The sequence below is a fragment of the Cohnella sp. genome, assembly GCF_041640265.1.
GTDB lineage: Bacteria > Bacillota > Bacilli > Paenibacillales > Paenibacillaceae > Cohnella.
The window spans coordinates 219,082-242,439 of sequence record NZ_JBEQAP010000001.1 but is presented as its reverse complement, the minus strand read 5'-3'; the positions used below and the strand labels follow the sequence as shown (position 1 = coordinate 242,439).

Genomic DNA, 23,358 nt, shown 5'->3' with positions numbered 1-23,358 from the left:
AATATTTCGTTGCGTTTAATGGTTAAATCGGTTTTCGGGGGTGTAGAAGAATGGCAAAGGGATTAATATTATTCACTGGTTTATATTTTCTTCTTTTCTTACTACCTGACAAGCTTATTTTACAGATGTCTTATTTCCTTGGAATTAAATCACACCATTTAGAACACAAAATAAGTGTACTTATTATGTTGAGCTTTTTTACTTGGCTCCTTTACACCACAATTCGAATTGTTCTTCTATCATTTAGAAAAAAGAACCCTTTATAAGATTGCGGGACAAGAGAGTTGTATAGCCACACCACGAGGCTACCGCAAATTTAGACCTTGAACACCTCACATCAAACGAAAATTCTGACGGAAATGATGTTTTGGAGATGAAAATTTAAATGATAAACAAGTTCCTAATGGGATTTTTAACCATGCTGACTGTATGTCTTCTATTGTCGGCTTGTGATTCCAATGAGAAATCAATCGAGAAAGCAAAAAAGAAGATATCAATTGAAGAAGCAAATAAGCTAATTTTAGAAACTCAAGATTTTTCTCAATCGAGTAATATGGAAAATGGTGTGATTGAAATTACCCCCTCTGAAATTTGGGATAAAACAAAGATTCAGCTTTTTAAGGATTCAAGCTCGGAAACATACATCGTAACAAATCAAAAAGCTGTTCATATAGGTGAGGCATTTGGCGGTTTTGGTGTAACAAGTGCTTTGCCTTACGATGTCAATAAGGATGGAACTTTGGATTTAGTTTATGCAGGCATGAATGAAAGTTTATACCCCACAGAAAAGGATATGAATTTAGAAAAGGTTGGAACTTTGGTTTGGAAGAATAACGAATTATACAATAAACTATTACAAAATTGAATTTTCGTAAAAAGCAAAAGCTCCACTGTTGGTTTCAATTCAAAAGAAGAAGTAATCAATATCGAAGCCAAACTGACCGATGAGCACAATTGCTGATCTGAAACATAGGTTTGCTGCTGATATATTGAATACCACGAATGAAAAACCTCATATTAGCTGCCATTCAGCTAAACGGATACAATAACTCAGCGATGGATCTCCATAGCTTTTTTTGGTTGTGAACTGCACACTCAACAAACAGGCTAATTCGTTTTAAATGAGGTGTACTATACAGCAACCTTTTTAAAGGTGTGTTTTTCTCGGGAAAAGATGTTAGGTAGGAGGTGCAATACTACGAGGCTGACGTCAGTAGCCTAGCTAAGCTATTGGACAGTATAGTGGCGGAACGGCTAGACCATAATTCGAAGAAAGGGGGCTGAAGAAATGAGTAAACATGACAACCTGTTCCAAGATCTAAAACAGATAAGGGATACCTGGGCAAGTGTGGACTACCTCGGTCCGAGTGCTGTTATTCCTGAATGGTCAGAGCTAAAGGGTGAATACGAAACATTACGAAATATTCTCAAGAGCGAAAATGAAATAGAAGCCTTTAAGAAAGTCATGAAAGTTTTATTCATGCTTAAAATCCTCCTCTAATGCTTGCTTTAGTGTGTTTAATGCCTCAATCCGGTGACGCTCAAACTTGCCGATCCAGCGTTCATAAATTTCTCCGATAGGTACCGGATTAAGATAATGCAGCTTTTCACGGCCTTGCCAAACGACAGTAACAAGATTTGCCTCCTCCAGCAGCAGAAGGTGCTTCGTAACAGCTTGACGAGTCATAGTCATTTGTTTACAAAGTTCTCCTAAGGATTGCCCGTTATTGACGAACAAGAGGTCGAGTAACTCTCGGCGAGTTCCATCGGCAAGCGCTTTAAATAGTTTATCCATGCCTCTATTATATGCAACCTTTTGATTGCATGTCAAATTATTTTTGATAAAAACTTCCATATGCGTGCTTGGTCAGGGCGTGCAACTCTGTTCTGTGGTTAAACGTCTATGCAAAAGCACCGGTATTCTAACAGTTTTTCTGCAGCGATGTTAATATATCTCACATTTGCGGTCTTAAATGTGTTTTGATTGAAATCCGTAGTAATTATAAAAAATAGCATGAAAATGTTAACTTAAACGAAAAGATACCTGTATTTTTGATTTTTTATGATTGATATGTGATGGAAATTGACAACTTTTGATTGAAACGCTATAGTGGATTTAAGGATTAAGAGAAATATCGATTGTTTTAATCTTACATAATATAACATGAAGAGGAGGAGCCTCAATGACCACTGTGCCCACTGAGAGGTTAGCGGAACAGAACAACACTAAGCAAACGCCGTTCCCTATTATTGATACAGATGTACACGAGCGTCTTGTGTCCGTAGAGGAATTGCTTCCTTACATGAAGGAGCCCTTCCTCGGTTACATGAAGCACTGGACCGGATGGGGAGAGTTGAAGTACACGCATCCGATCGGAGGCTCCAGACTGGATTCGCTGCTGCCTAGCGGCAATGTACCGGGTTCGGATTACAGGGTACTGAAAGAACAGTTGCTGGACCAGTACGACATCAGCTATGCCATTCTGACTGGACTGTTCTATCCCGCTACAATGGAAGCGCAATTCGAACTGGCCGGCGCCCTTGCATCCGCGTATAACGAATGGGTAGTAAAGAATTGGCTTGACAAGGATGATCGGTTTCTTGGATCCATTCATGTTGCACCCCAAATTCCTGAGCTGGCAGTACGGGAGATTGAAAAGTGGGGTGACCATCCAAAGATGGTTCAGGTGCTGCTTCCGATCGGCAATGTTGCGCTTGGGGATCCTTATTATCATTCAATATACGAAGCTGCCCAGCGGAAAAATCTCGTTATCGGCATGCATCAGGGCAACTCAGTTACGACGGGTTTCGGGCAGCCTCGTTATTACATCGAGTGGCATACGATTCTGTCGCAGGCGTTCATGGGCACTGCCGTCAATCTCATTCTGAATGGAGTGTTCGATAAGTATCCGGGAACTCGCGTCGCGATGATTGAGGGGGGCTTCTCTTGGGTGCCTTCGCTCATGTGGCGGATGGATCACAATTACAAATCGCTGCGAGTAGAGGTACCCTGGGTTAAACGGCTTCCGAGCGAGTATATTAAAGAACATTTCCGGTTTTCTACACAACCGATTGAGGATCCCAATCCGCAGTTCATGCTGCGCATGGTCGAGATGATGGAGAGCGATGAATTGCTTATGTTTGCTACAGACTACCCGCACTGGGATTTCGATTCGCCATTACGAAGTCTGCCGACAACCTTCTCGGGCGAACTTAAACGCAAAATATTTTACGACAACGCCAAAAATTTCTACAAATTGCCTGATGTTCCGAAAGCTGCGAGGTGAACGATTTGATGAAACAAGTGGTATGCAGTTCGGATGATCTTGTTCCCGGACAGAAACGAGCTGTGCAGATCGGGTTGCGCTCCGTTGTATTGGTCCGGATGAACAGTGGAGAGTATTGCGCGCTTCTGAATGTCTGTCCGCATCAAGGGGCAAGGCTGTCGGATGGTGAGTTGACAGGAACGACTCTGCCTGCCGATGTAGGTGAATACGTGTTCGGGAGGGAAAACGAGGTGCTGCGCTGTCCATGGCACCGTTGGGAATTCGACGTCACGAGCGGCAATGCCTTGTTTAACGATCGTCGTGCTTGCGTCAAGCGGTACGAGGTGACGGTAGAAGAGGGGAACGTTGTCATTCATTATTAACTAATAGGGAGTCCCATTCGGGAATAGCGCTTATAAGGAAAATTGTGATATATTTAGATCAAAAATTGGGAAGAGGACGTGGATATGTCGATTAATAGGGAAAAAGAAATCTTACAGCATTTGAGTAAGAAATCACCCTTGTCAGTCGAAGAGCTTGTTGACCTTGTGCAGGTTTCGGAGGCGACAATCCGAAGGGATTTAGTGGGCTTGGAAACTCAAGGACTGATTCTGAGACAGCGTGGAGGAGCATCGCTTCCGGGTCTCGGAGTGGAGCCCATGTTTAATCAAAGGTTGAGTCAGAATGTGGACTTGAAGCAAAGGATTGTCCAATACGCAGCAGAGCAAATTTCAGAGGGCGAAGTGATCGCTCTGGATGTTGGCACGACCAATGCTGCGTTGGCTAAGGAACTGCTGAAGAAGAAGGGGTTAACTATATTTACACATTCCCTTCAGATTGCCTCTATCCTTTCGAGAAGCCAGCACAATATCTATGTGGTTGGAGGCGGTTTCCGAAAGCTGGAGATGTCCATGGTCGGTTCTATTGCGATTAATACGATTATGCAATTCAATTTTGACCGATTTTATATGGGTTTGGCGGGTTTTTGCAAAATTCAGGGACCTACCGATTTCGCCTTGGAAGAGGTTGAAATCAAAAGAACATTTATCAATCGTTCAAAGCATGTCGTCGCGCTGGCGGACAGTTCGAAATACGGCGTAACATCCCTTGTCAAAGTTTGCGATTATGGGGATATCGATGAATTAGTGACGAATGACATCCCTGGTCTTTCTATTGCGGAAGAGATGGAGTTTCATGGGAAGCTGACGTTGGTATAGGCGAGAAAGAAACAAACGGCCTTCATGTTTGCAATTTGCAGACATGAAGGCCGTTTGTGTTTGTTTATTTGAAGAAAGGTGCAGATAACGAATGACTATTGCGGCATCAAGTCTCTTCTTACATGTTTAATGTCATATACATGTCACATGTAAAGTTTGATCCTAATCAAGATCAACAAAAATAAGAATAAAATTACTTTTCCTAAATTTAAGATGATAAATTTAGGTGATTATGATTATAAAGTGATTGAATATGATCTTTTAATGATTGTTATTGACTGAATCTATTTGAAGCCTTATAATCAAACTATCATATGTAATTAAATATAACACTGAAATGTTATGAATTATGACTCAAATCAAGGGTGGTATTTACCCATGTGCCAGGAGATGGATACGATGAGAAAGAAAACATTTGAAGCCATTCGTCAGACCGTTTTTATGGGTCCAGCCGTCCTTATTTACGCGATCGTCATTATGGCGCCGTTTCTGCTGGGTTTGTACTATTCGATGACGGATTGGAACGGCGTCTCAGAGGTTTACTCTTGGGTTGGTTTGGGCAATTACAAAGAAATCATTCTCCAGGATTCGGATTTTCTGGCCTCGTTCTGGTTTACGATCCGGATTTCAGTGGTAATCACAGTGCTGATGAATCTGGTTGGATTCGGATTGGCTCTCCTTCTGATGCAAAAGCTTCGCTTCCGCAACGTCTGGAGAACCGTGTTTTTCATCCCGAATGTGCTGGGCGGTCTCGTTCTCGGCTTCCTATGGCAGTTTATTTTTACAAAAGGGTTCGAAGCCATCGGAAATGCGACGAATCTGCCTTTGTTCCAAATCGCCTGGCTCGGCGCGGAGACGACGGCGTTCTGGGCGATTGTGATCGTAAGCGTCTGGCATGGACTCGGTTACGTGTTGGTCATTTTCATTGCCGGACTGTCGAACGTTCCGCAAGAGTTACGGGAGGCGGCGCAGGTGGATGGGGCGAACGGATGGGTTATGCTGATCCGAATTACCCTGCCTCTAATCATGGCCTCGATTACCGTCTGCTTGTTCTGGACGATTAACTCCACCTTCAAAATCTTTGATCTGAACTACTCGCTGACGAACGGCGGTCCGTTCAAGACGACCGATTCCGCTGCCATGAATATTTATCAGGAAGCGTTCAGTAACAACAATTTCGGGATGGGCTCCGCCAAAGCGATTATTTTCTTCGCTGCTGTCGTTATCATCACGTCGATTCAAGTCTATCTGACTAAACGAAAGGAGATAGAGGCCTGATGGGACAACATGCGCGCAAACGCCTGATATGGATGGAATGGCTGCTGCTTGCGGCAGCGCTCGTCTTCCTCTATCCGTTCTACCTAGTGCTGGTAAACTCATTCAAGACGATGTCCGATCTGCTTTCGCACATGTCGTCACTACCGATGGATATCGTCTGGGAGAATTATTCGAAGGCTTGGTCGATTCTGAATTTCCCGCGCGTGTTCATGAATTCATTGATCATTAATGTGTTCAGCATTGTGGGCGTCACGTTGTTGTCTGCAATGGCGGCGTATCAGATTGTGCGGCGCAAGAATAAGTTCAACATAGTTATGTTCGGGCTGTTCGTGGCCTCAATGGTCATCCCGTTCCACGCCATCATGATACCTTTGGTCCAGGTCGTTCGTTATATGGGACTCGTGGATAAGCTGTTTGGCGTCGTCTTTGCTTACTGGGGATTGAGTCTCTCATTTGCGATATTTCTATTCCATGGTTTTGTGAAGTCGTTGCCCGTCGAGATCGAGGAAGCGGCTTTAATCGACGGAAGCACGGTGTACGGTCTGTTCTTCCGAATCGTCATCCCGCTGCTGAAGCCGATAACGATGACGGTCATATTGCTGAATTCGCTGTGGTTCTGGAACGATTTTCTGCTCCCGATGCTGTTGATTCAAAGCCCCGATTTACGCACGATTCAGATCGCGATCAACTCCCTGTTTGGTCAATACATGAAGAAGTGGGACTGGGCGCTTCCTGCCATTGTAATGGCGATGTTGCCGGCGATCGCATTCTTTCTTCTGCTGCAGCGGCAAATTATCGAAGGCATTACGAGCGGTGGAGTCAAGGGATAAACGGCGTACGCGTAACCTAGCCATCCCGCTCTTTACATATCGAACGATAAATAGACATGGCCAATGAATTGGAGGAGACTAGAATGGTAAAACGAAAGGTTGCTCTAAAATGGCTTGCAGGGGTATTGGCGGTTATATTGGTGCTCGCCGGTTGTTCCAAAGGAAATAATTCCGCTGGCAGCAGTCCAGCTAGCAGCAGTCCAACTAGCAGCAGTTCCTCAATCGAATCGTCCGCCGCTCCAAGCGAGAAGAAAGTAACATTAAATATGTTTGTAAATCGAGTGGAAAGCGTTGAAGCATTCCAGAAGCTTAAAGAAATCTATGAAGCCAAATATCCGAATGTCACCTTGCAAGTTGAAACGCAGACAGGAGGCGAATTCGGAACGGCGCTTAAGGCGAAATTCTCTGCGGGGGCAGGTCCGGATATCTTTACGAATGCAGGCTTTAGTGATTTGGACGTCTGGTCCGAAAAGCTGGAGGATCTATCGTCCGAGACTTGGCAATCTGACGTTCTGGAACACTCGCTGGACGGCATCACGAAGGACGGTAAAGTGTATGGCTTCCCGCTGTCTCTTGAAGGCTATGGATTTATGTACAATAAAGATCTCTTTGCTAAGGCGGGAATTACCGTAATTCCCACTACGTTTACAGAACTTAAGAACGCAGTCGAGAAATTGAAGGCCGCTGGAATTGCACCGTTTATTCCTACCTTCGGCACATGGTATGTACCGGGCGTGTTTGAAGCCAATATCCCGGTTGCACAGCAGCCGGATCCGGACAAATTTCTTGCGGATCTGAAGGCTGGCACAACTAAAGTAACGGATAACCAACTATTTAAGGATTGGTTGAATTTGTTCGAATTAGAATTTAACAACGGCAACGCAAATCCGCTGTCGATCGACTATTCAACCATGGTCATCGACTTCGCGAACGGCAAGGGTGCGATGACGTTAGGTTGCTCCTGCTCTCAGTCGCTGCTTGACGAAGCCAATCCCAATATCAATGTTGGCATAATGCCGATGCCGATCAACGATGATGCGGCATTGAATGATAAGATTTTCGCCCAAGTATCCTCCTATCTGGTTGTGAATAAGGATTCGGAAGTGAAGGAAGAAGCCAAGCAATTCATCCAATGGCTGGTGTCCACGGATGAAGGCAAACAGTGGTACGTCAAAGATTTCAGATATATCCCGGTAGTGAAAGGCGTTGAAGCGGATGCGGAGAGCCTGGGTTTACTCGGCATGGGCATCAAGGAATATCTAGATCAAGGCAAGGCTCTTGGTTATCAGTACAATAAATTTCCAGATGGCTTGTCTAAGGAATGGGGCTCTATTCTGCAGAAATTTGTTGCAGGCAAGATCAACAAGGATGAAACGTTGGTTGAATTCCAAAAAGCATGGGACAAGTTAAATAAATAAGGGTCATCGTTTGAAGGGCGGATGGATTCCGGCGATGGCAGGGATCCATCTGATGTATCGATATGTTGATCGAAAAACGGGATCAAGGCACAAACGCAAAGGAGGAAATAGTTATGCTGTCACCTAAAGACAATGAACTGATTACTAGGGTTGGTGAAGGAACGCCCCTGGGAAATTTGTTTCGCAGATACTGGCTGCCCGCATTTCTGTCCGAAGAGCTAGAGCCTGGAGGAGCGCCGCTTCCGGTTAAACTGCTTGGGGAGCGTCTCGTGGCCTACCGCAATAAGGAAGGCAAGATCGGTTTGCTGGGCGAGTTTTGTCCGCATCGCGGCACTTCCTTGACGCTTGGGCGCAACGATGACTGCGGATTGACATGTATCTATCACGGCTGGGCTTTCGGTACGGACGGAGCTTGTACAAACATGCCCTCAGAGCCGGATTACAGCCGCTACAAGGAGAATATCAAAAACAAAAGCTATCCGGTGCATGAGGCAGCTGGCATCGCTTGGACTTATATGGGTTCTCAGGAATTGCAGCCAGAGTTACCCAATTACATTTGGATGTCGTTGCCAGATTCGCATCGTATGGTTGCGAAGGTGTATCAGGAGTGCAATTATATGCAAATTTGGGAGAACGAAATCGATTATATGCATGCCGCATTCGCCCATCTTGCCTTGAAGGAACAGGATATGAAGGAGGGGGCGCTAAGCACGGAGCTTGGTATTAATCCCTCTCACCCTCTCGTTACTTCCCGAAACCCGCTACTGAGCGTGCAGCCAACTACGTACGGCTTCCGCAACATGTTTATAGGACAGGCGGATACCTCGGAGAATGCCGACCAATTCATTCTCGACGCTCCAATCCTGATGCCGTCCTTTGCTTACACGCCTCGGGTTCCGGCTGAGGATCATTTGTTCCACGCTTATGTGCCGATAGACGATACGACAACTTGGTCGTACGATGTGCACTTTACGCTTGAGCATCCGCTCAATCACGAAACCCAGAAAAATCGTCGCGGGTTGTGGGTGGATGAGAATTACAAGAAAATTTTCAACCGTGACAATAACTATAAGCAGGATCGTACGTTGATGACTGGTGACAATTTCTCCGGCATTATGGGGATCAGCAATCAGGATCATGCAGTAACGGAAAGCATGGGCCCGATTGTGGATCGCTCGAAGGAGAACCTTGGAACGAGCGACGTTGGCGTGATCGCGCTGCGGCGGATGGTGCTGCAATCGATCAAGCAAATCGAGAGAGGCGAGCTTCCGCTAGGTTTGGATCCAAACGTGCCGACGGAAAAGATCTACAGCGAAGGTGTTATCGCTCCGAAGGGCATTCCGTGGCAGGAAGCATGTCCTCTGAATCCCGTCTTCTCGCCAATCAAGTCCGATAGCCATGTGAAGAACTAAAGATGGATGGGAGAGAATTTCTCATGATCTGCTTAAATGCAAAGGTGGTGCAGTTGTCTTGAATGTGCAGACGATTGAGTTCAAGCCGCTTCCTTCAGCTGCGCATGCCGGTACGGAGATGGGGGCCGTCCATCTGAAGGTGAGCAATCTAGAGCGTTCGGTACAGTATTACACCGAAGTCATCGGTTTGTCCGTATTGAATGGCTACGGTGGTTTAGTGCGGATGACGGCGGACGGTGCGTATCCGCTTGTCGTTCTGGAGCAAATACCAGATGCGGTCATTCTGCAACCAGGGCGGAACAGCGGTTTGTATCATTTCGCTCTGCTCGTTCCAAGCCGACGAGATTTAGGAAATGTATTGAAGCATCTGGTTGAATCGAAAATTCCGATCGGCTCGGCCGATCATGATGTGAGCGAGGCGCTGTACCTGTCAGATCCCGATGGAATCGGCATAGAGATTTATTGGGACCGCGACAGGTCTGAATGGAAGGTGATGAACAATGGCGAGGTTTACATGTCTTCTGACCTGCTGAACGGTGTCGACCTGATGCGGGAAGCGAATGACGGGGAATGGAAAGGCTTGCCGGTTGGCACACGGGTCGGGCATGTCCATCTTCACGTAGGCAATCTGCCGCTAGCCAAAGCCTTCTATTGCGGATTGCTCGGATTTAAAGCGATGCTGCACTACGGTCCATCCGCCTTGTTCACCGGCGCCGGCGGCTATCATCATCATATCGGCCTTAATGTCTGGGCGGGGGCAGGTGCGCCGGCAACGCCGGATAATGCGACCGGCTTGGCGTATTTCACTATCGTCAATCCGGACCCCTGGCATATCGAACTGATTTTGCAGGAGCTCCAACATCGCGGAATCGAAGTGGAAACCCGCGGGGATGCCTGGTATTTCCAGGATCCTTTCGGAATCGGTATCCGATTAACCCCCTGCGGTATCCTTTGAGCGTGCATTCAAATTACAAACGAATCGGAATAGAAACTGTAAGAGGTGAATTCTATGGCTGAGCTTCATCTGTTAAATCCGTCTCCTGAAACGGTCGTTTGGGGTTATATCGGCGGCGCTCAGCGGCATGTCCTGGAAATAAACGCGGGGGATTCCGTACTGCTGCGTTCCGTCTCCGGTACTCCGAGAGATCCCGTGCCTGCTGAATGGATTCCCGATTCCTTGCGCGAAATTCACAAGAAGGTTACGGATCATGGACCCGGCGTACATATTCTTACCGGTCCGATCGCGGTAAGGGGAGCGGCTGTCGGAGATACTCTCGCTGTCGAGATAGAGCAAATACGCGTGGATTCCGCTTATGGATTTAACTACATGGGACCGATGTCGGGTATATTCTACAACGAGATGGAGGAAGCCGAAACCGCGATTATTACTTTTGACGATGACCGTAGAGTTGGCAGACTTGGCCGGGCCACTATTCCTTTGAGACCATTTTTCGGCATAATGGGTGTCAATCCGCCGGAGGATTGGGGACGAATTACCAGCGTCACTCCGGGCAGATACGGTGGGAATATGGACAACAAGCAGCTGACCGAAGGTACGACGCTTTATTTGCCGGTATTGCGCGATGGTGGTCTCTTCTATGCGGGGGACGGGCACGGCGCCCAAGGGGATGGGGAGATTGACGTTACTGCAATCGAGACCTCCCTGGAAGGAAGGTTCCGGTTGGATGTCATGAAGGGAACCGGGCAGCGCTGGCCATACGCCCGCCGAGGAACGATGCTGATCAGCATGGGCTTTGACGATGATTTCGCATGCGCTCTCCAAGGCAGCGCGAATCAGATGATCGGACTGCTTGAGGATCAGTTTGGCCTGAGCCGCAGAGAGGCGTACCGGCTGTGCAGCATTTGTGCCGATTTTCACATCACCCAGGCGGTTAACGGCATTAAAGGCGTTCATGGGATGCTCGATACGTCAATCCTTATAGAGTAAAGGTCATACGAATGGAAGAGGTGAAGCAAGTGTCCACCTACTTATTGGGAATTGATATAGGCACTACTGCGGTCAAGGCTATTCTATTATCGGAGAATCGCATCGTCTACCAAACCAGCGTTGGGCAGAAGCTTCTGTCTCCTCAGCACGGCTGGGCCGAGGAAGATGCGGGCGAGTGGTGGAACAATACGATCAGAGCGGTCGGCGATGTGCTTGCCGCCGTACCCGATGCGAGGAATGGAATTAGGGCAATTGGGGTCAGCGGCATGGTGCCGGCCATCGTTCTTCTGGACGACCGAGGAGAGCCATTGCGCAACAGTATTCAACAGAATGATGCAAGGGCCACCGAAGAAATCGAACGCTTGAAGGCGGAGCTTAATCAAGAGCGGCTGTTCGCGGAGACCGGAGGCTTCACGAATCAGCAGCACGTGCTGCCGCGATTATTATGGATCCGAGAGCATGAACCGAATGTGTGGGAACGGATCTCCACCGTTTGCGGCTCCTATGATTATATCAATTACAAATTGACCGGAGCCAAATCTCTGGAGATCAATTGGGCAGTCGAGAGCGGTATGTTCGATATTCGCAGCCGCAGGTGGCTGAGTGAGCAGTTCGAGCTGCTCGGATTGTCACCGGACACCTTCCCTGAAGTAAAGGAGTCCGCCGAAGTCATGGGTTTCATTTCCGGGGAAGCTGCGGCCCTAACCGGCTTGAAGGCAGGGACTCCGGTCATTGCGGGGAGCGCAGACCATATCGCTTCGACCTTGGCCGCAGGGATCATCGAATCGGGAGAGCTTCTGATTAAATTCGGAGGTGCGGGCGACATTCTTTATTGCATGAACGAAATCCGTCCTGCGCCGGAGCTGTTCTTCGATTATCACGTATATCCCGGCAAGTATCTGCTTAACGGTTGCATGGCTTCCAGCGGTTCGCTGGTCAAATGGTTCTCGAACGAGTTGCTTCAGGATGAGTCTATTGACTTGTTTAATCGTCTGGATCTTGCGGCCGAGAAGGTGAGACCCGGCTCTGACGGCCTGATTATACTTCCCTATTTTATCGGGGAGAAAACCCCGATCTTTGACCCTGAGGCCAGAGGAGTTATGTTCGGAATGAGCCTGGCTCACAAACGCGAGCATATGTTCAGGGCTATTCTCGAATCGGTAATCTACGGATTCCGTCATCATATCGAAGTCATACACGGTTTGGGCTATGAACCAACAAAGATCTTAGCCACCAACGGAGGAGCGAAGAGCAAGTTCTGGTGCCAGATCGCCTCGGATGTGCTGAATGCGGAGATTCGCTCCTACCCTTCCCATCCGGGCTCCGCTCTCGGAGTCGCTTTTCTGGCCGGGAAAACGATTGGCGTCTACAAGCAATGGGAGCAGATTAGGGACTTCCTGACGGATTACCGAGATTTCAAGCCCAATCCGAATAATGTGGCCGTATACGACAAGGCGTATGCCATTTACAGAGAGCTTTACACTCAGCTTAAACCAATGTTTACCTCCGTCAATCATTTGTATGACGGGACGGGCATAAGACAGGAGGAGCAAGTTTATGAAAGATCTTGATGGTCAAGTCGCCGTAGTTACGGGAGCTGCGAGCGGTATCGGCAAGAGCATCGCCGTTCGTCTGGCGGAAGCAGGAGCATCGGTGGTCGTATGCGATAGAAATGGAGAAGCGGCGAAGGAAGCTTCGGCGTCACTGCCTTCGATCGGAACGAGCAAGCATTACTCCGTTGCCGTCGACGTAACGAATAAGCAGCAGGTTCAGGCCTCAGTCGAAGCTATTATCGCTGAGAGCGGCACGATAGACATATTAGTTAACAATGCCGGCGTCTCAACAATGAACAGAATCGAGAATCTCACTGAAGAAGAGTGGGATTTCAACTTCAATGTAAACGCGAAAGGGGTATTCCTGTTCACGCAAGCGGTATTCCCGCATATGAAGTCGCGCAAGAAAGGGAAGATCATCAATACAGCTTCCATGGCGGGCAAAAGAGGCGTTCCTTTGCTTGCTCATTACGCGGCATCCAAATGGGCCGTTATCGGCTTCACCAAAAGCGCGGCTATCGAGATGGCTCCTTACGGGATCACGGTCAATTGCGTTTGCCCTGGCTTCGTGAAGACGAGCATGCAAGAGCGGGAGCTGAGCTGGGAAGCTGAGCTAAGAGGAATGACTCCGGAGGAAGTGAAGGAAGAATATGTTCGCTTGACCCCGCTCGGACGAATACAAGAGCCTGAGGATGTAGCAAAGGCTGTCTGGTTCTTGGCGACCGATGAAGCGGGCTTCATTACGGGTGAGGCATTGGACGTAACGGGTGGAGCTCATCTGCTGTAACGGACAGTGAGAATATAGAGTCACTTCAATTTATGGGGGAATCGTCTATGAGCTTTGATTTTGACCCTTTATATTATCCGAACGCTTCACGGAGAACGGCTGTCTACGCGAGGAAGGGAATGGTTGCAACCTCCCAGCAGCTGGCGGCTCAGGCGGGGCTTGACATTCTTAAGAAAGGCGGGAACGCCGTCGATGCAGCGGTGGCTGCCGCAGCCTGCCTTACCGTCGTCGAGCCGACTTCCAACGGAATCGGCGGAGACGCGTTTGCGTTAGTCTGGATGAAGGGAAGCCTGCACGGCTTAAACGCAAGCGGACCGGCTCCCGAGGCTATTTCCATCGATAAGTTGAAGGAACAGGGCTTCTCGGAGATGCCCAAGTACGGCTGGCACCCGGTGAACGTGCCTGGAGTTCCTGCGGCTTGGGCCGAGCTGTCCAAGAAGTTCGGACGGCTGCCGTTCCGCGAATTGCTGGAGCCGGCGATCCGCTATGCGCGTGAAGGGTTCGCGGTGTCTCCGACCTTGAGTTACTTCTGGAAGCAGGCTTATCATCGACACAACAAAGAAATGCCTAAGGAATTAATCAAGCAGTGGAGCGATGTCTTTACACTTGACGGACTTCCTCCTGAGGCCGGCCAAATCTGGTCGTCCGAAAGGCATGCGACTACGCTGTCCGATATTGCGGACACTTGCGCGGAATCCTTCTACCGGGGGGAATTGGCCGATCGAATGGACCGTTTCTCCAGGGAGAGCGGCGGATATTTGCGTAAATCGGATTTGGAGAAATTCGTCCCCGAGTGGGTCGATCCGATCAGTGCCCGATATAAGGGCTATGACGTTTGGGAGATTCCTCCCAACGGACAAGGGATCGTCACGCTGATGGCTCTAAACATCTTTAAGGGATTGGATACAAGCAAGGACGATCCGGCACGTTACTGCCATCGCCAGATCGAAGCGATGAAGCTGGCGTTAGAGGACGGGCTCGAAGAGGTTACTGATATGTCCCGGATAAAGGCGGGCATCGTGGAGTCGCTTCTGTCGGAGGAGTATGCGGCTCGGCAGAGGCAGAGAATTTCCGAAACGGCGATGACTCCGCGCACGCCTCCAATTCCAACTGGGGGCACAGTCTATCTATGTACAGCGGACGATGAAGGCAATATGGTGTCTTATATTCAAAGCAATTATATGGAATTCGGCTCTGGGCTCGTCGTGCCCGGTACCGGAATCGCTCTTCACAACCGCGGTCATTCCTTCTCGCTGAACCCGGCGCACCGCAATGCGCTGGAGCCCGGTAAAAAAACTTATCACACGATCATACCGGGATTTCTGTCCCGCGACGGTCAGCCGGTCGGACCGTTCGGCGTCATGGGTGCATTCATGCAGCCGCAGGGGCATTTTCAAGTCATAATCAATGCCTTAGATGCCAAGCTGAATCCCCAGGCCATATTGGATATGCCCCGTTGGAGATGGGATGAAGGAAAGAGGATTCTTATCGAACCGACTTTCCCGATGGAGCTTGCACAAGCGTTGGAGCAGCGGGGACATGAAGTGGTGGTCGGGGACAACCCTGGCATGTTTGGCAGAGGTCAGATCATCTGGCGGGACCCGGATACAGGCGTGCTGTGCGGAGGAACAGATCCTCGAACGGACGGAGCGGTCGCATCATGGTGATAAAAGGATGAACCGGCTTAAAACTATTAACAATAACTTTTCATTTAGGGGTGTGCTTCTATGAGTTGGTTAAAAGATGTCATTGGAACCGAGAAAGCCATTATCGCGATGTGTCATTTCAATGCCCTGCCTGGAGATCCTTACTACGATCACGGCAAAGGGATGGAAGATGTAGTTGCGTGGGCGAGGAAAGACTTGCTTGCTCTTCAGGAAGGCGGGGTGGACGCGGTGATGTTCTCAAACGAATTCAGTCTCCCTTACCTTACGGATGTCCGTACGGAGACGGTGGCTGCCATGGCCAGAATTATCGGCGAACTATTGCCGGACATCAGAATTCCTTTCGGAGTTAATGTATTATGGGATGCGAAAAAATCGCTTGATCTCGCTGCAGCGACCGGAGCAAAATTCGTGCGCGAAATATTCTCCGGTGTGTACGCGAGCGATTTCGGGATGTGGAACACCAACGTGGGGGAAACGGTACGCCATCAGAGAAATATTAACGCAACGAACGTGAAGCTGCTGTTCAATATCGTGCCTGAAGCCGCTCAGTATCTTGCGAATCGGGATATTGAGAGTATAGCGCGGTCAACCGTGTTCAACAACAGACCCGACGCCTTGTGCGTATCCGGACTGACTGCAGGGGCCGAGACGGACTCGCAGGTGTTAAAGCGGGTCAAGGAGACGGTGCCGGACACGGTTGTGCTCGCCAATACGGGAATGAGGCTCGATAACGTGGAGAAACAGCTGGCGGTGGCCGACGGGGCGGTTGTCGGAACGACGTTTAAGTACGACGGGAAATTCGAGAACCACGTCGATGTAACGAGGGTTAAGGCGTTTATGGATAAGGTAAAGGAATTCAGAGGAGCGCTTGTAAGATGAACAAGGAGAAGATCATATGAACTGGTTGGAGAAAAATCCGATAGTTTGGACGGATTCGGGATTAAGTTGGATAAATGAAGCCCGCACATGGAGCTTGATAGAAGGACATCCCTTGATTCTTACCGCTCCGCAGCATGCCGATTTCTTCAATGATCCTAGTCTCGGTTCTATCGTATCTACAGCCCCGTTTCTTTATGCCAGAGTTCAGGGCAATTTCGTCGCTTCGATTCAGCTAAGCGTCGATATGATTGCCCAATGCGACTCCGGCTGTCTGATGATGATGTCCGACGAGCTGAATTGGGCCAAAATATGCTTTGAGTTCATGAACAAGGTTCCTACTGTCGTAACGGTAGTTACTCGAACGAAATCGGATGATTGCAATTCTAAGGCGGTTGCAGTCACAGCACCCTTTTTCAGATTGACGCGATTCGGCAACTGCTTCGCTTTTCATTATTCCGAAGACGGCGATCAATGGGAACTGGTTCGATATTTCAGCATGGAGGTACCAAACGAATTGAAGGTGGGACTGGTAGCGCAGTCCCCGTTCGGATCTGGCTGCACCGTTTTCTTTCATTCCTTCGAGACGAATAGTAACGTCAATGACGATGTCAGGACAGTGAAGTAACGAGTATAGAGGAGGTATAGGGAATTGAATTCATTCGTTCATCTGAATCCGACTCGGCTTATTTTCGGCAAAGGAACGTTGAGTCAGCTTGGCAGTCAATTGAAGCCGTTCGTTAAGAAGGTTCTGGTTGTTTACGGAGGAGGAAGCATTAAACGCAACGGTATCTATGAGGATGTAATGGAGCAACTAATAGGGACCGGGGCCTCTGTATTCGAGCTTAGCGGAGTCGAACCGAATCCGCGACTCACGACCGTGCACAAAGGCATTGACATATGCAGAAAGAGCGATATCGATTTTATTCTTGCTGTAGGAGGCGGCAGCGTCATCGATTGCGTCAAAGCGATTGCCGTTGGAGTTAAGTATGACGGCGATGTCTGGGACATTATCAGCAAGAAGCAGTCTCCTCAATCGGCTCTGCCTTATGGAACGGTTCTTACGCTTGCGGCCACCGGCTCGGAGATGAACGCGGCATCTGTCATCACGAATTGGGAAACGAAGGAGAAGTATGGCTGGTACGCGCACTTCAATCACCCTCAGTTCTCCATCCTTGATCCTGTTTTCACGTTTTCGGTTCCGCTGGATCAAACGGTAAACGGCATTGTAGACATCATGTCTCATATATTCGAGCAATATTTCCACCATAAACCGAACTCCCCTGTACAAGACGGGTTCTGCGAATCGCTGCTTAGAACAGTTATCGCTGCGGCGCCCAAATTGGTGAGCAATTTGGAAGACTACGAATCTCGCGAAACGATTCTTTATGCCGGGACGATGGCGCTGAATGGGACGCTCTCGATGGGGACGGGAGGAGATTGGGCGACGCACAACATTGAGCATGCCGTCAGCGCGGTGTATGATATCGCGCACGGAGCCGGCCTCGCCGTTTTGTTCCCTTGCTGGATGGAGCATGTGGTGAACGAGGGGCTTGAGCGGTTCAAGCAGATGGCCGTCCATGTGTTCGGAATCGACCCGGCCGGCAAGACGGATCGGGAGACAGCCATGGAAGGAATCCAGGCGCTGCGCAATTTCTGGAAGTCGATAGGGGCTCCGAGCCGGCTTGCGGACTTTCAGATCGGTGACGAGCAGCTGGAAGTTATGGCAGACAAAGCAATGGCTAAAGGATCCTTCGGGGAGATTAAGAGGCTGCAACGCGAGGACGTCCTCTCTATTTATAGCCGAGCTCTATAAACTCCAGAGAGGAGCTGATCAAATGAAGAGTTTGATCGTTGACGAGAATGGAACGCTTTCAGTCCGAGAAATAACAAAGCCAGTTTACGGTGAGTATCAGGCGCTGGTCAAAATGGTGAGCTGCGGAATTTGCCGCGGAACCGATTCGAAGCTGATTCATGGAGAGTTTAAAGGGTTTAACACGTATCCTGCAGCGCTTGGGCATGAGGGAGTTGGCCGTGTGGTGGAGAAAGGATCGCTTGCACGGCATCTGAAAGTCGGAGATCTTGTACTGTTACCATTTCTGGAGAGAGTAACGGATGGAATTCATTCCGCTTTGGGGGCTTTTTCCGAGTATGCTGTCGTAGCGGATAGTATGTCTCTGCTGGAGGATGGCAAGGGACCGGGAGCTCCTGAATTCTCGGAAACCTATTATGCCCAGCAAGTGCTGCCTGCCGATATCGATATTACAGCCGCGCCGATGATCGTAACGTTCCGTGAAGTGCTTGGAGCTTGTAAGCGCTTCAATTTCCGGCCAAATGCCAGCGTTGTCGTATTCGGCGCCGGTCCCGTAGGACTGACCTTTATGAAATTTGCTAAATTGCTTGGCATGGGACCGGTGATTGCCTTAGTAACGAGCGATGCAAGGGTGGGTGAAGCGCTGGAGGCTGGAGCAGATTATGCTTTTAACAGCAAGAAATGTGATTTGGTTGCCGAGGTGCGGAACATATGCAAGGACGGCGTAAACTTTGCAGTGGATGCGGTCGGCAAAAACGAAATCATCAATCAAAGCATGGAATTGCTTGCGCCTTACGGACATATTTGCATCTATGGCATCTCACCTGAAACTCAAATGCAGTTGGATTGGAGTAAAGCACCGTATAATTGGTATTTGGATTTCAACCAAAGGCCATCCAAATTGGATGAGTCCGAAAGTCATCTTCAGGTGATGAACTGGATTGAATTAGGCGTTCTGAAGTCGAAATCTTTCGTCTCGAACGTGTTCAGCTTCGACCGGATTTTAGAGGCATTTGAACTAATCGGTCAAAAAAGCGGTTTGAAGAAGACGGTTATTACATTCGAGTAAAAGGGGTGATATAGCGTGGGGATACTGCAAGTGAACAGACGGCGGTTTGACGTGGATGTTGTTGTCTTCGATAAAGACGGATTGCTGTTCGATTCCCAGCATTTCTGGAAATGTCTTGCAGAGGCCCGGCTGAGCTGGTTATCGCGGCATGTCGGAAAAACAGGTATCCGCGATTGGTGCGAGCAATTCGGAATTCGGGAGGAAGCTGGGAAGATAACGGGCGCCGATCCGAACGGAATTTTCGCGCTGGCGTCTCCGCAGGAAGAAATCATCGTAACCGCTTCTGTGCTTAGAAGGCATAAAGGGGGCGATTGGGGAGAATGCAGGCGCGAAGCGATGTCCATATTCGAAAAGTCGGATCGCGATTTTGATCTCATTAACGCGCTGCTGCCGAAGCGGGGCTTCCCCGATGTGTTCAACAGATTGCGTACAGCGGGCATCGTGTACGGAATTGCGACATCCGACGATTTGTCCCGTACTTTAACATCGATTGGCCGTTTCGCACGAACCGACGATCTGAAGTTCATCGTCACGCCGGTCGATGTCCGCCGCGGGAAACCGAACCCGGATATGCTCGAACTTATTGCCGAGCAAACAGACGCCAGTCTTAATCGAATAGCTATGATAGGAGATTCCTTCGTTGATGTTCAGATGGCCAAGGAGGCAGGCTGTATCGGAATCGGCATTCCCGACGATCCTGTCATGCTGGAGAAGATGCGGCCTTTTGCAGACGAAATCGTGAATTCGCTTGAAGAGATATCGGTTGTGAACGGCTAACCATTTCAGGGGAAGGCATTTCGCTTAACGCAAGCCGGTCCATACTGGGGTGAATTCCTCGATGCGACCGGCTTTTTGGGTATTTTGGATTTTATAAGTTATCTTTGATGACATCAAATAGGAAGCTTATTTGCGGCCGCTTCTGGTCGAGGTTGGGGTCGTTTGCCCGACGAGCGGGTTGTACGTAATAGACTCCCAGATCGATCAGCTGCCGGAGACGGTCGGCAACTGGTATGAGACATCGGCGAAGGCGCGCAGCGCCGTTCTCGGCAAGGGGGCATGAGAGGAGACAGAACGAATTGGCCACGAAAACGTTGGATGAAGAAAAGTCGGCGGTGCAGATGCGAATTCTGAACGCGGCTGAGGATATTTTCGCTCGGACCGGGTTTGTAGGCTGCCGCATGAACGACATCGCGGCGAAAGCGGGCGTCAACCAGGCGCTTATCCACTATTACTTCGAATCCAAAGAGAAACTGTACATGGAAGTCGTAACACGGCTTTTCGAGCAGTGGGAGCTCCATATGAACGAGATCCTTCTTGAAGACGGGATGCCTCAGGCGCTGCTGCGAAAATATATCAAGGAGCATTTCGAGCTGAAGTGTAAACTGCCGAACCTGCACAAGCTCTACCACCGCGAATCGCTGGAAGGCGGCGATTTGTTCAAGAAGTACGCCTCGGCCAAGTGGTTCGGGGATACGGAGGAGAAGGTGCGGATGTTCGCGGAATGGAAGAAGGACGGGCTCATTCAGGGCCAGATCCATGAGCGCATGCTGCTGCAACTGATTTGGGGCATGATGAATCAGTACTATTACCGCAGAGAGAGCAATTTACGGGAAGAGATGAAGCTGCAAGGCTCCTATGAGGAAATGAAAGAGCTGTTGGTCGATCAGATCATCCAAATGACGCTGTACGGGGTGCTGCCCCGCGGCGAAGGGCAAAGCAGGGCGGGAGGCGGCATGGCCATCTCCCGGAGCGCATGCGTGCTGCTTCCGAGTGAAACTCGCCGGAGAGACTCCGAAGATATCGACGAGCTGCTATACGAGTTGCGCATTCTGCACGGAATGGAGCTGCACATCGTTGAGAGTGCGAGCGAGCTTCTGGAGGGGGTCAACGAGGACAATCCTTGTCTTGTCATCGTCTTGACAGCGACGGATTTCGGGGAAGTTCCTGCGCCCGTGCACGAGCTGTTGACCCGCCTGGAGGCGGAACCGGGTGTGATCGTCGACCGCTTCGTCGCCGTATGGGCGGTGGCAAGGGAGGGGAAGGCCGGCGAGCAGTTGCAGCGAACGCTGGAAGAGGCGTTTAACCGCCTCGGCGCATTCGCGGTATCCCGCGTGTCCGGCCGGAGCGGCCGCGAGTATGCTGAGCGCTGCGCTAAACAGCACGCAACGAGGTGGGTCGTGCAGCCTGAGCTGATACTTCGGCAGTCAACCGGAACTGTATGACGTACTCACAAATTAACATTAAAGTGCGGCACTACCAAGCCGCCGTATATGAAGGCGCAGAGGATGACAAATGCAGGATGTATTTTACGTTTCTCCATCGCCCACAAAGCAATAGCGGCAATGATTAGCGATTGCCATATTCCGATGGAGTCGATGGAGGTTTTACCCATCTTCCAAGTTAGAAGCAGCATCAAGATAGCGATGACAGGCTGGACGAGCAGCGTCATTCCTTTGACCACCGAGGATTGCCGGTAACGCTGCAATATCTTGAGGAGTACGATGAGAGCTGCAGAGGAAGGGATAATAGTTGCCGCCAAAGCAACGATTACGCCTCCGGTTCCTGCGACTTCATAACCTGTGAAAGCAGCGATTTTGGTAGCTATGGGACCGGGCAACGTATTGCCTAGTGCGAGTATATTGGAAAACTGATGATCGGTCATCCAATGATAATGGGTGACGATTTCTTGATACATTAGCGGAATGGATGCAGGACCTCCCCCATACCCAAGCGCATTCGCCAGGAAAAACCCGAGGATAAGGTCGATGATGTGGTTCATGATGCCGCACCTTCTTCTTTATTCTTTCTTGCTTTTAATTTGCTCAAAACCTTGAAATGAACGGCTCCATAGGCGAGAAAAAGGACAATGACGATGGACGGATGAAGCGGAATGAGCTGAATCATAACGAATGCAATACCGCAAAAGACCACCGCCATTATTCTCCCTAGCCCTTTGTAAGCCCTCTTCGCGAATTCATAGGCCATGACTCCAAGCATGACGGAGATGACGGGCATAACGGCTGCAATCATACCCTGGATAACCGGGGAATTGCTCAGATACTCCACGAATGAAAGCAAACAAATCATTGCAATTGCGGAAGGAAGAATATGCGTAAGTACCGCAACGATGGAACCAAGGACGCCCTTCTTACGATAGCCTAGGTAAGCGGCCATCTTAGTTGCGATTGGACCAGGCAGCGCGTTGGCGATAGCGAGAATTTCACCGAATTCATCATCATCCATCCAGCGGAAACGAGTAACCGCCTCGTATCGGATTAAGGGAATAACGGACGGGCCGCCTCCGTACCCAAGAATACCTGTTTTCCCCATAGCCCAAGCAAGCTGGTAGTAATGTCTATCTTTTTTCTCCTTCATATTTTACAACCTCATTCCCATGCGACTTTTATACCTTGTAATCAACACCTGACAGTCGACGCTCATAACGCCGGGTAGTCTATAAAGCTTGTCGTTCAGGAAAGCTTCCATTTCCATATTGTCAGTAAACAAACCGTGCATATGAAGCTTGCTGGGACCGGTCATGTGATATAGGCTCGTGACGGCCGGTTCATCGGCAAGCTGGTCTGCGACGGCTTTCAGGCACTTCGGTTCGACCTCGACATTAAAGAAAGCCGATACGGTGATTCCGATTTTCTCGGGATTAATGACTGCGGTAAATCGCTCAATGACACCCTCTTCCATAAGGGTGTTTATTCGTGCTTGTATCGCAACGCGCGAAAGTCCGATGTTCTTGGCCAAATCCGTGTAGGATATTCTTCCGTTCTTGTTCAGCGCTTTGATGATTTGTCGATCGATCTCATCGATATGCTGCAATGGATCAGCTCCTCCGACTATAATTCGATATGAAAGTTTATTTATTGAATATATTACTATACGAAAGAAACTATATCCATAATTAATCTAAATAATCTGTAATTAGAACGAATAAATTTCGAATTGTTATTCATTTTACACATCTCAATTCATGATTTGCAGACGATATCATTTCTAGAAACATAAGGTTACTTCGAATATCGATAAAACTCAACGACGGCACTCAAGTGAATTGGACTGTGGCAAATTCCTGTTTTTGAACATTGTAATGGAATGAATAGGCTTGGATCATTCGAATAACGATAAATACGTAACCAAAAGGGGTTGTCCCATAAGGTCGTTAAAGACCTTATGGGACAACCCCTGTTTATTGGTAGAACCTGTATTTACTAC

At 49.0% G+C, this 23,358-nt stretch carries 24 protein-coding genes; 20 read left to right on the top strand and 4 right to left on the bottom strand.

Features of this window, described 5'->3' with window-relative positions; translation table 11 throughout:
* Positions 1-385: 385 nt before the first annotated feature.
* The gene (locus tag ACESLK_RS01145) at positions 386-865 is read left to right on the top strand and encodes a hypothetical protein (protein ID WP_372660920.1); all 480 of its coding nucleotides are present in this window, start codon (positions 386-388) and stop codon (positions 863-865) included.
* Positions 866-1,288: 423 nt separating this feature from the next.
* The gene (locus tag ACESLK_RS01140; RefSeq protein WP_372660917.1) at positions 1,289-1,501 is read left to right on the top strand and encodes a hypothetical protein; all 213 of its coding nucleotides are present in this window, start codon (positions 1,289-1,291) and stop codon (positions 1,499-1,501) included.
* On the opposite strand, the gene ACESLK_RS01135 is transcribed toward ACESLK_RS01140, so the two are convergent.
* Positions 1,475-1,795 (bottom strand): ArsR/SmtB family transcription factor, encoded by a 321-nt coding sequence (locus ACESLK_RS01135; RefSeq protein ID WP_372660914.1) that lies wholly within the window; start codon positions 1,793-1,795, stop codon positions 1,475-1,477. The genes ACESLK_RS01140 and ACESLK_RS01135 overlap by 27 nt on opposite strands.
* Positions 1,796-2,183: 388 nt before the next feature.
* Between ACESLK_RS01135 and ACESLK_RS01130 the strand changes: the two genes are divergently transcribed.
* The 18 genes from ACESLK_RS01130 (at position 2,184) to ACESLK_RS01045 (ending at position 21,356) form a co-directional block, all read left to right on the top strand.
* Positions 2,184-3,287: an amidohydrolase family protein gene (locus ACESLK_RS01130; RefSeq protein WP_372660911.1), complete on the top strand. Its 1,104-nt coding sequence runs from the start codon at positions 2,184-2,186 to the stop codon at positions 3,285-3,287.
* 8 nt (positions 3,288-3,295) lie between these two features.
* A complete protein-coding gene (locus ACESLK_RS01125; protein WP_372660908.1) occupies positions 3,296-3,649 on the top strand; it encodes a Rieske (2Fe-2S) protein in 354 nt (117 codons plus the stop codon).
* Positions 3,650-3,733: 84 nt separating this feature from the next.
* The gene (locus ACESLK_RS01120) at positions 3,734-4,483 is read left to right on the top strand and encodes a DeoR/GlpR family DNA-binding transcription regulator (protein WP_372660905.1); all 750 of its coding nucleotides are present in this window, start codon (positions 3,734-3,736) and stop codon (positions 4,481-4,483) included.
* Between the two features lie 399 nt (positions 4,484-4,882).
* The gene (locus ACESLK_RS01115) at positions 4,883-5,761 is read left to right on the top strand and encodes a carbohydrate ABC transporter permease (protein ID WP_372660902.1); all 879 of its coding nucleotides are present in this window, start codon (positions 4,883-4,885) and stop codon (positions 5,759-5,761) included.
* A complete protein-coding gene (locus ACESLK_RS01110; protein ID WP_372660899.1) occupies positions 5,761-6,591 on the top strand; it encodes a carbohydrate ABC transporter permease in 831 nt (276 codons plus the stop codon). Before ACESLK_RS01115 ends, ACESLK_RS01110 begins: the two co-directional genes overlap by 1 nt.
* An 83-nt stretch (positions 6,592-6,674) precedes the next feature.
* The gene (locus ACESLK_RS01105) at positions 6,675-8,009 is read left to right on the top strand and encodes an ABC transporter substrate-binding protein (RefSeq protein ID WP_372660896.1); all 1,335 of its coding nucleotides are present in this window, start codon (positions 6,675-6,677) and stop codon (positions 8,007-8,009) included.
* A 113-nt stretch (positions 8,010-8,122) separates the two neighbouring features.
* Complete coding sequence (locus tag ACESLK_RS01100; protein WP_372660893.1) at positions 8,123-9,421, top strand: Rieske 2Fe-2S domain-containing protein; 1,299 nt, start codon at positions 8,123-8,125, stop codon at positions 9,419-9,421.
* Between the two features lie 64 nt (positions 9,422-9,485).
* Positions 9,486-10,376, top strand: coding sequence for a VOC family protein (locus tag ACESLK_RS01095; RefSeq protein WP_372661380.1), 891 nt, complete (start codon positions 9,486-9,488; stop codon positions 10,374-10,376).
* A 54-nt stretch (positions 10,377-10,430) separates the two neighbouring features.
* Positions 10,431-11,369, top strand: coding sequence for an acetamidase/formamidase family protein (locus ACESLK_RS01090; RefSeq protein WP_372660890.1), 939 nt, complete (start codon positions 10,431-10,433; stop codon positions 11,367-11,369).
* 11 nt (positions 11,370-11,380) lie between these two features.
* On the top strand, positions 11,381-12,940 hold the full coding sequence (locus ACESLK_RS01085) for an FGGY-family carbohydrate kinase (RefSeq protein ID WP_372660887.1): 1,560 nt from the start codon (positions 11,381-11,383) through the stop codon (positions 12,938-12,940).
* On the top strand, positions 12,927-13,709 hold the full coding sequence (locus ACESLK_RS01080) for an SDR family NAD(P)-dependent oxidoreductase (RefSeq protein ID WP_372660884.1): 783 nt from the start codon (positions 12,927-12,929) through the stop codon (positions 13,707-13,709). Before ACESLK_RS01085 ends, ACESLK_RS01080 begins: the two co-directional genes overlap by 14 nt.
* A 47-nt stretch (positions 13,710-13,756) precedes the next feature.
* Positions 13,757-15,376: a gamma-glutamyltransferase family protein gene (locus tag ACESLK_RS01075; protein ID WP_372660881.1), complete on the top strand. Its 1,620-nt coding sequence runs from the start codon at positions 13,757-13,759 to the stop codon at positions 15,374-15,376.
* Between the two features lie 60 nt (positions 15,377-15,436).
* On the top strand, positions 15,437-16,255 hold the full coding sequence (locus tag ACESLK_RS01070; RefSeq protein ID WP_372660878.1) for a BtpA/SgcQ family protein: 819 nt from the start codon (positions 15,437-15,439) through the stop codon (positions 16,253-16,255).
* Between the two features lie 16 nt (positions 16,256-16,271).
* Positions 16,272-16,880 carry a DUF1349 domain-containing protein gene (locus ACESLK_RS01065; protein ID WP_372660875.1) on the top strand — a complete coding sequence of 203 codons (609 nt, stop codon included), beginning with the start codon at positions 16,272-16,274 and terminating at the stop codon, positions 16,878-16,880.
* Between the two features lie 24 nt (positions 16,881-16,904).
* Positions 16,905-18,068 carry an iron-containing alcohol dehydrogenase gene (locus ACESLK_RS01060; protein WP_372660872.1) on the top strand — a complete coding sequence of 388 codons (1,164 nt, stop codon included), beginning with the start codon at positions 16,905-16,907 and terminating at the stop codon, positions 18,066-18,068.
* 22 nt (positions 18,069-18,090) lie between these two features.
* Complete coding sequence (locus ACESLK_RS01055; protein WP_372660870.1) at positions 18,091-19,134, top strand: zinc-dependent alcohol dehydrogenase; 1,044 nt, start codon at positions 18,091-18,093, stop codon at positions 19,132-19,134.
* A gap of 15 nt (positions 19,135-19,149) precedes the next feature.
* On the top strand, positions 19,150-19,911 hold the full coding sequence (locus ACESLK_RS01050; protein ID WP_372660867.1) for an HAD-IA family hydrolase: 762 nt from the start codon (positions 19,150-19,152) through the stop codon (positions 19,909-19,911).
* Positions 19,912-20,144: 233 nt separating this feature from the next.
* On the top strand, positions 20,145-21,356 hold the full coding sequence (locus tag ACESLK_RS01045) for a TetR/AcrR family transcriptional regulator (RefSeq protein ID WP_372660864.1): 1,212 nt from the start codon (positions 20,145-20,147) through the stop codon (positions 21,354-21,356).
* A 5-nt stretch (positions 21,357-21,361) separates the two neighbouring features.
* Here the strand turns inward: ACESLK_RS01045 and chrA are convergent, their stop codons facing one another.
* Genes chrA through chrS form a run of 3 tightly spaced genes read right to left on the bottom strand, consistent with a single transcriptional unit; the run spans position 21,362 to position 22,965 of the window.
* A complete protein-coding gene (chrA, locus tag ACESLK_RS01040; RefSeq protein ID WP_372660861.1) occupies positions 21,362-21,913 on the bottom strand; it encodes a chromate efflux transporter ChrA in 552 nt (183 codons plus the stop codon).
* The gene (gene chrB, locus ACESLK_RS01035; protein ID WP_372660858.1) at positions 21,910-22,509 is read right to left on the bottom strand and encodes a chromate efflux transporter ChrB; all 600 of its coding nucleotides are present in this window, start codon (positions 22,507-22,509) and stop codon (positions 21,910-21,912) included. The genes chrA and chrB overlap by 4 nt, the downstream gene beginning before the upstream one ends.
* A 3-nt stretch (positions 22,510-22,512) precedes the next feature.
* Positions 22,513-22,965, bottom strand: a complete 453-nt coding sequence (gene chrS / locus ACESLK_RS01030; protein ID WP_372660856.1) for a chromate efflux transcriptional regulator ChrS — start codon at positions 22,963-22,965, stop codon at positions 22,513-22,515.
* Positions 22,966-23,358 lie beyond the last annotated feature (393 nt).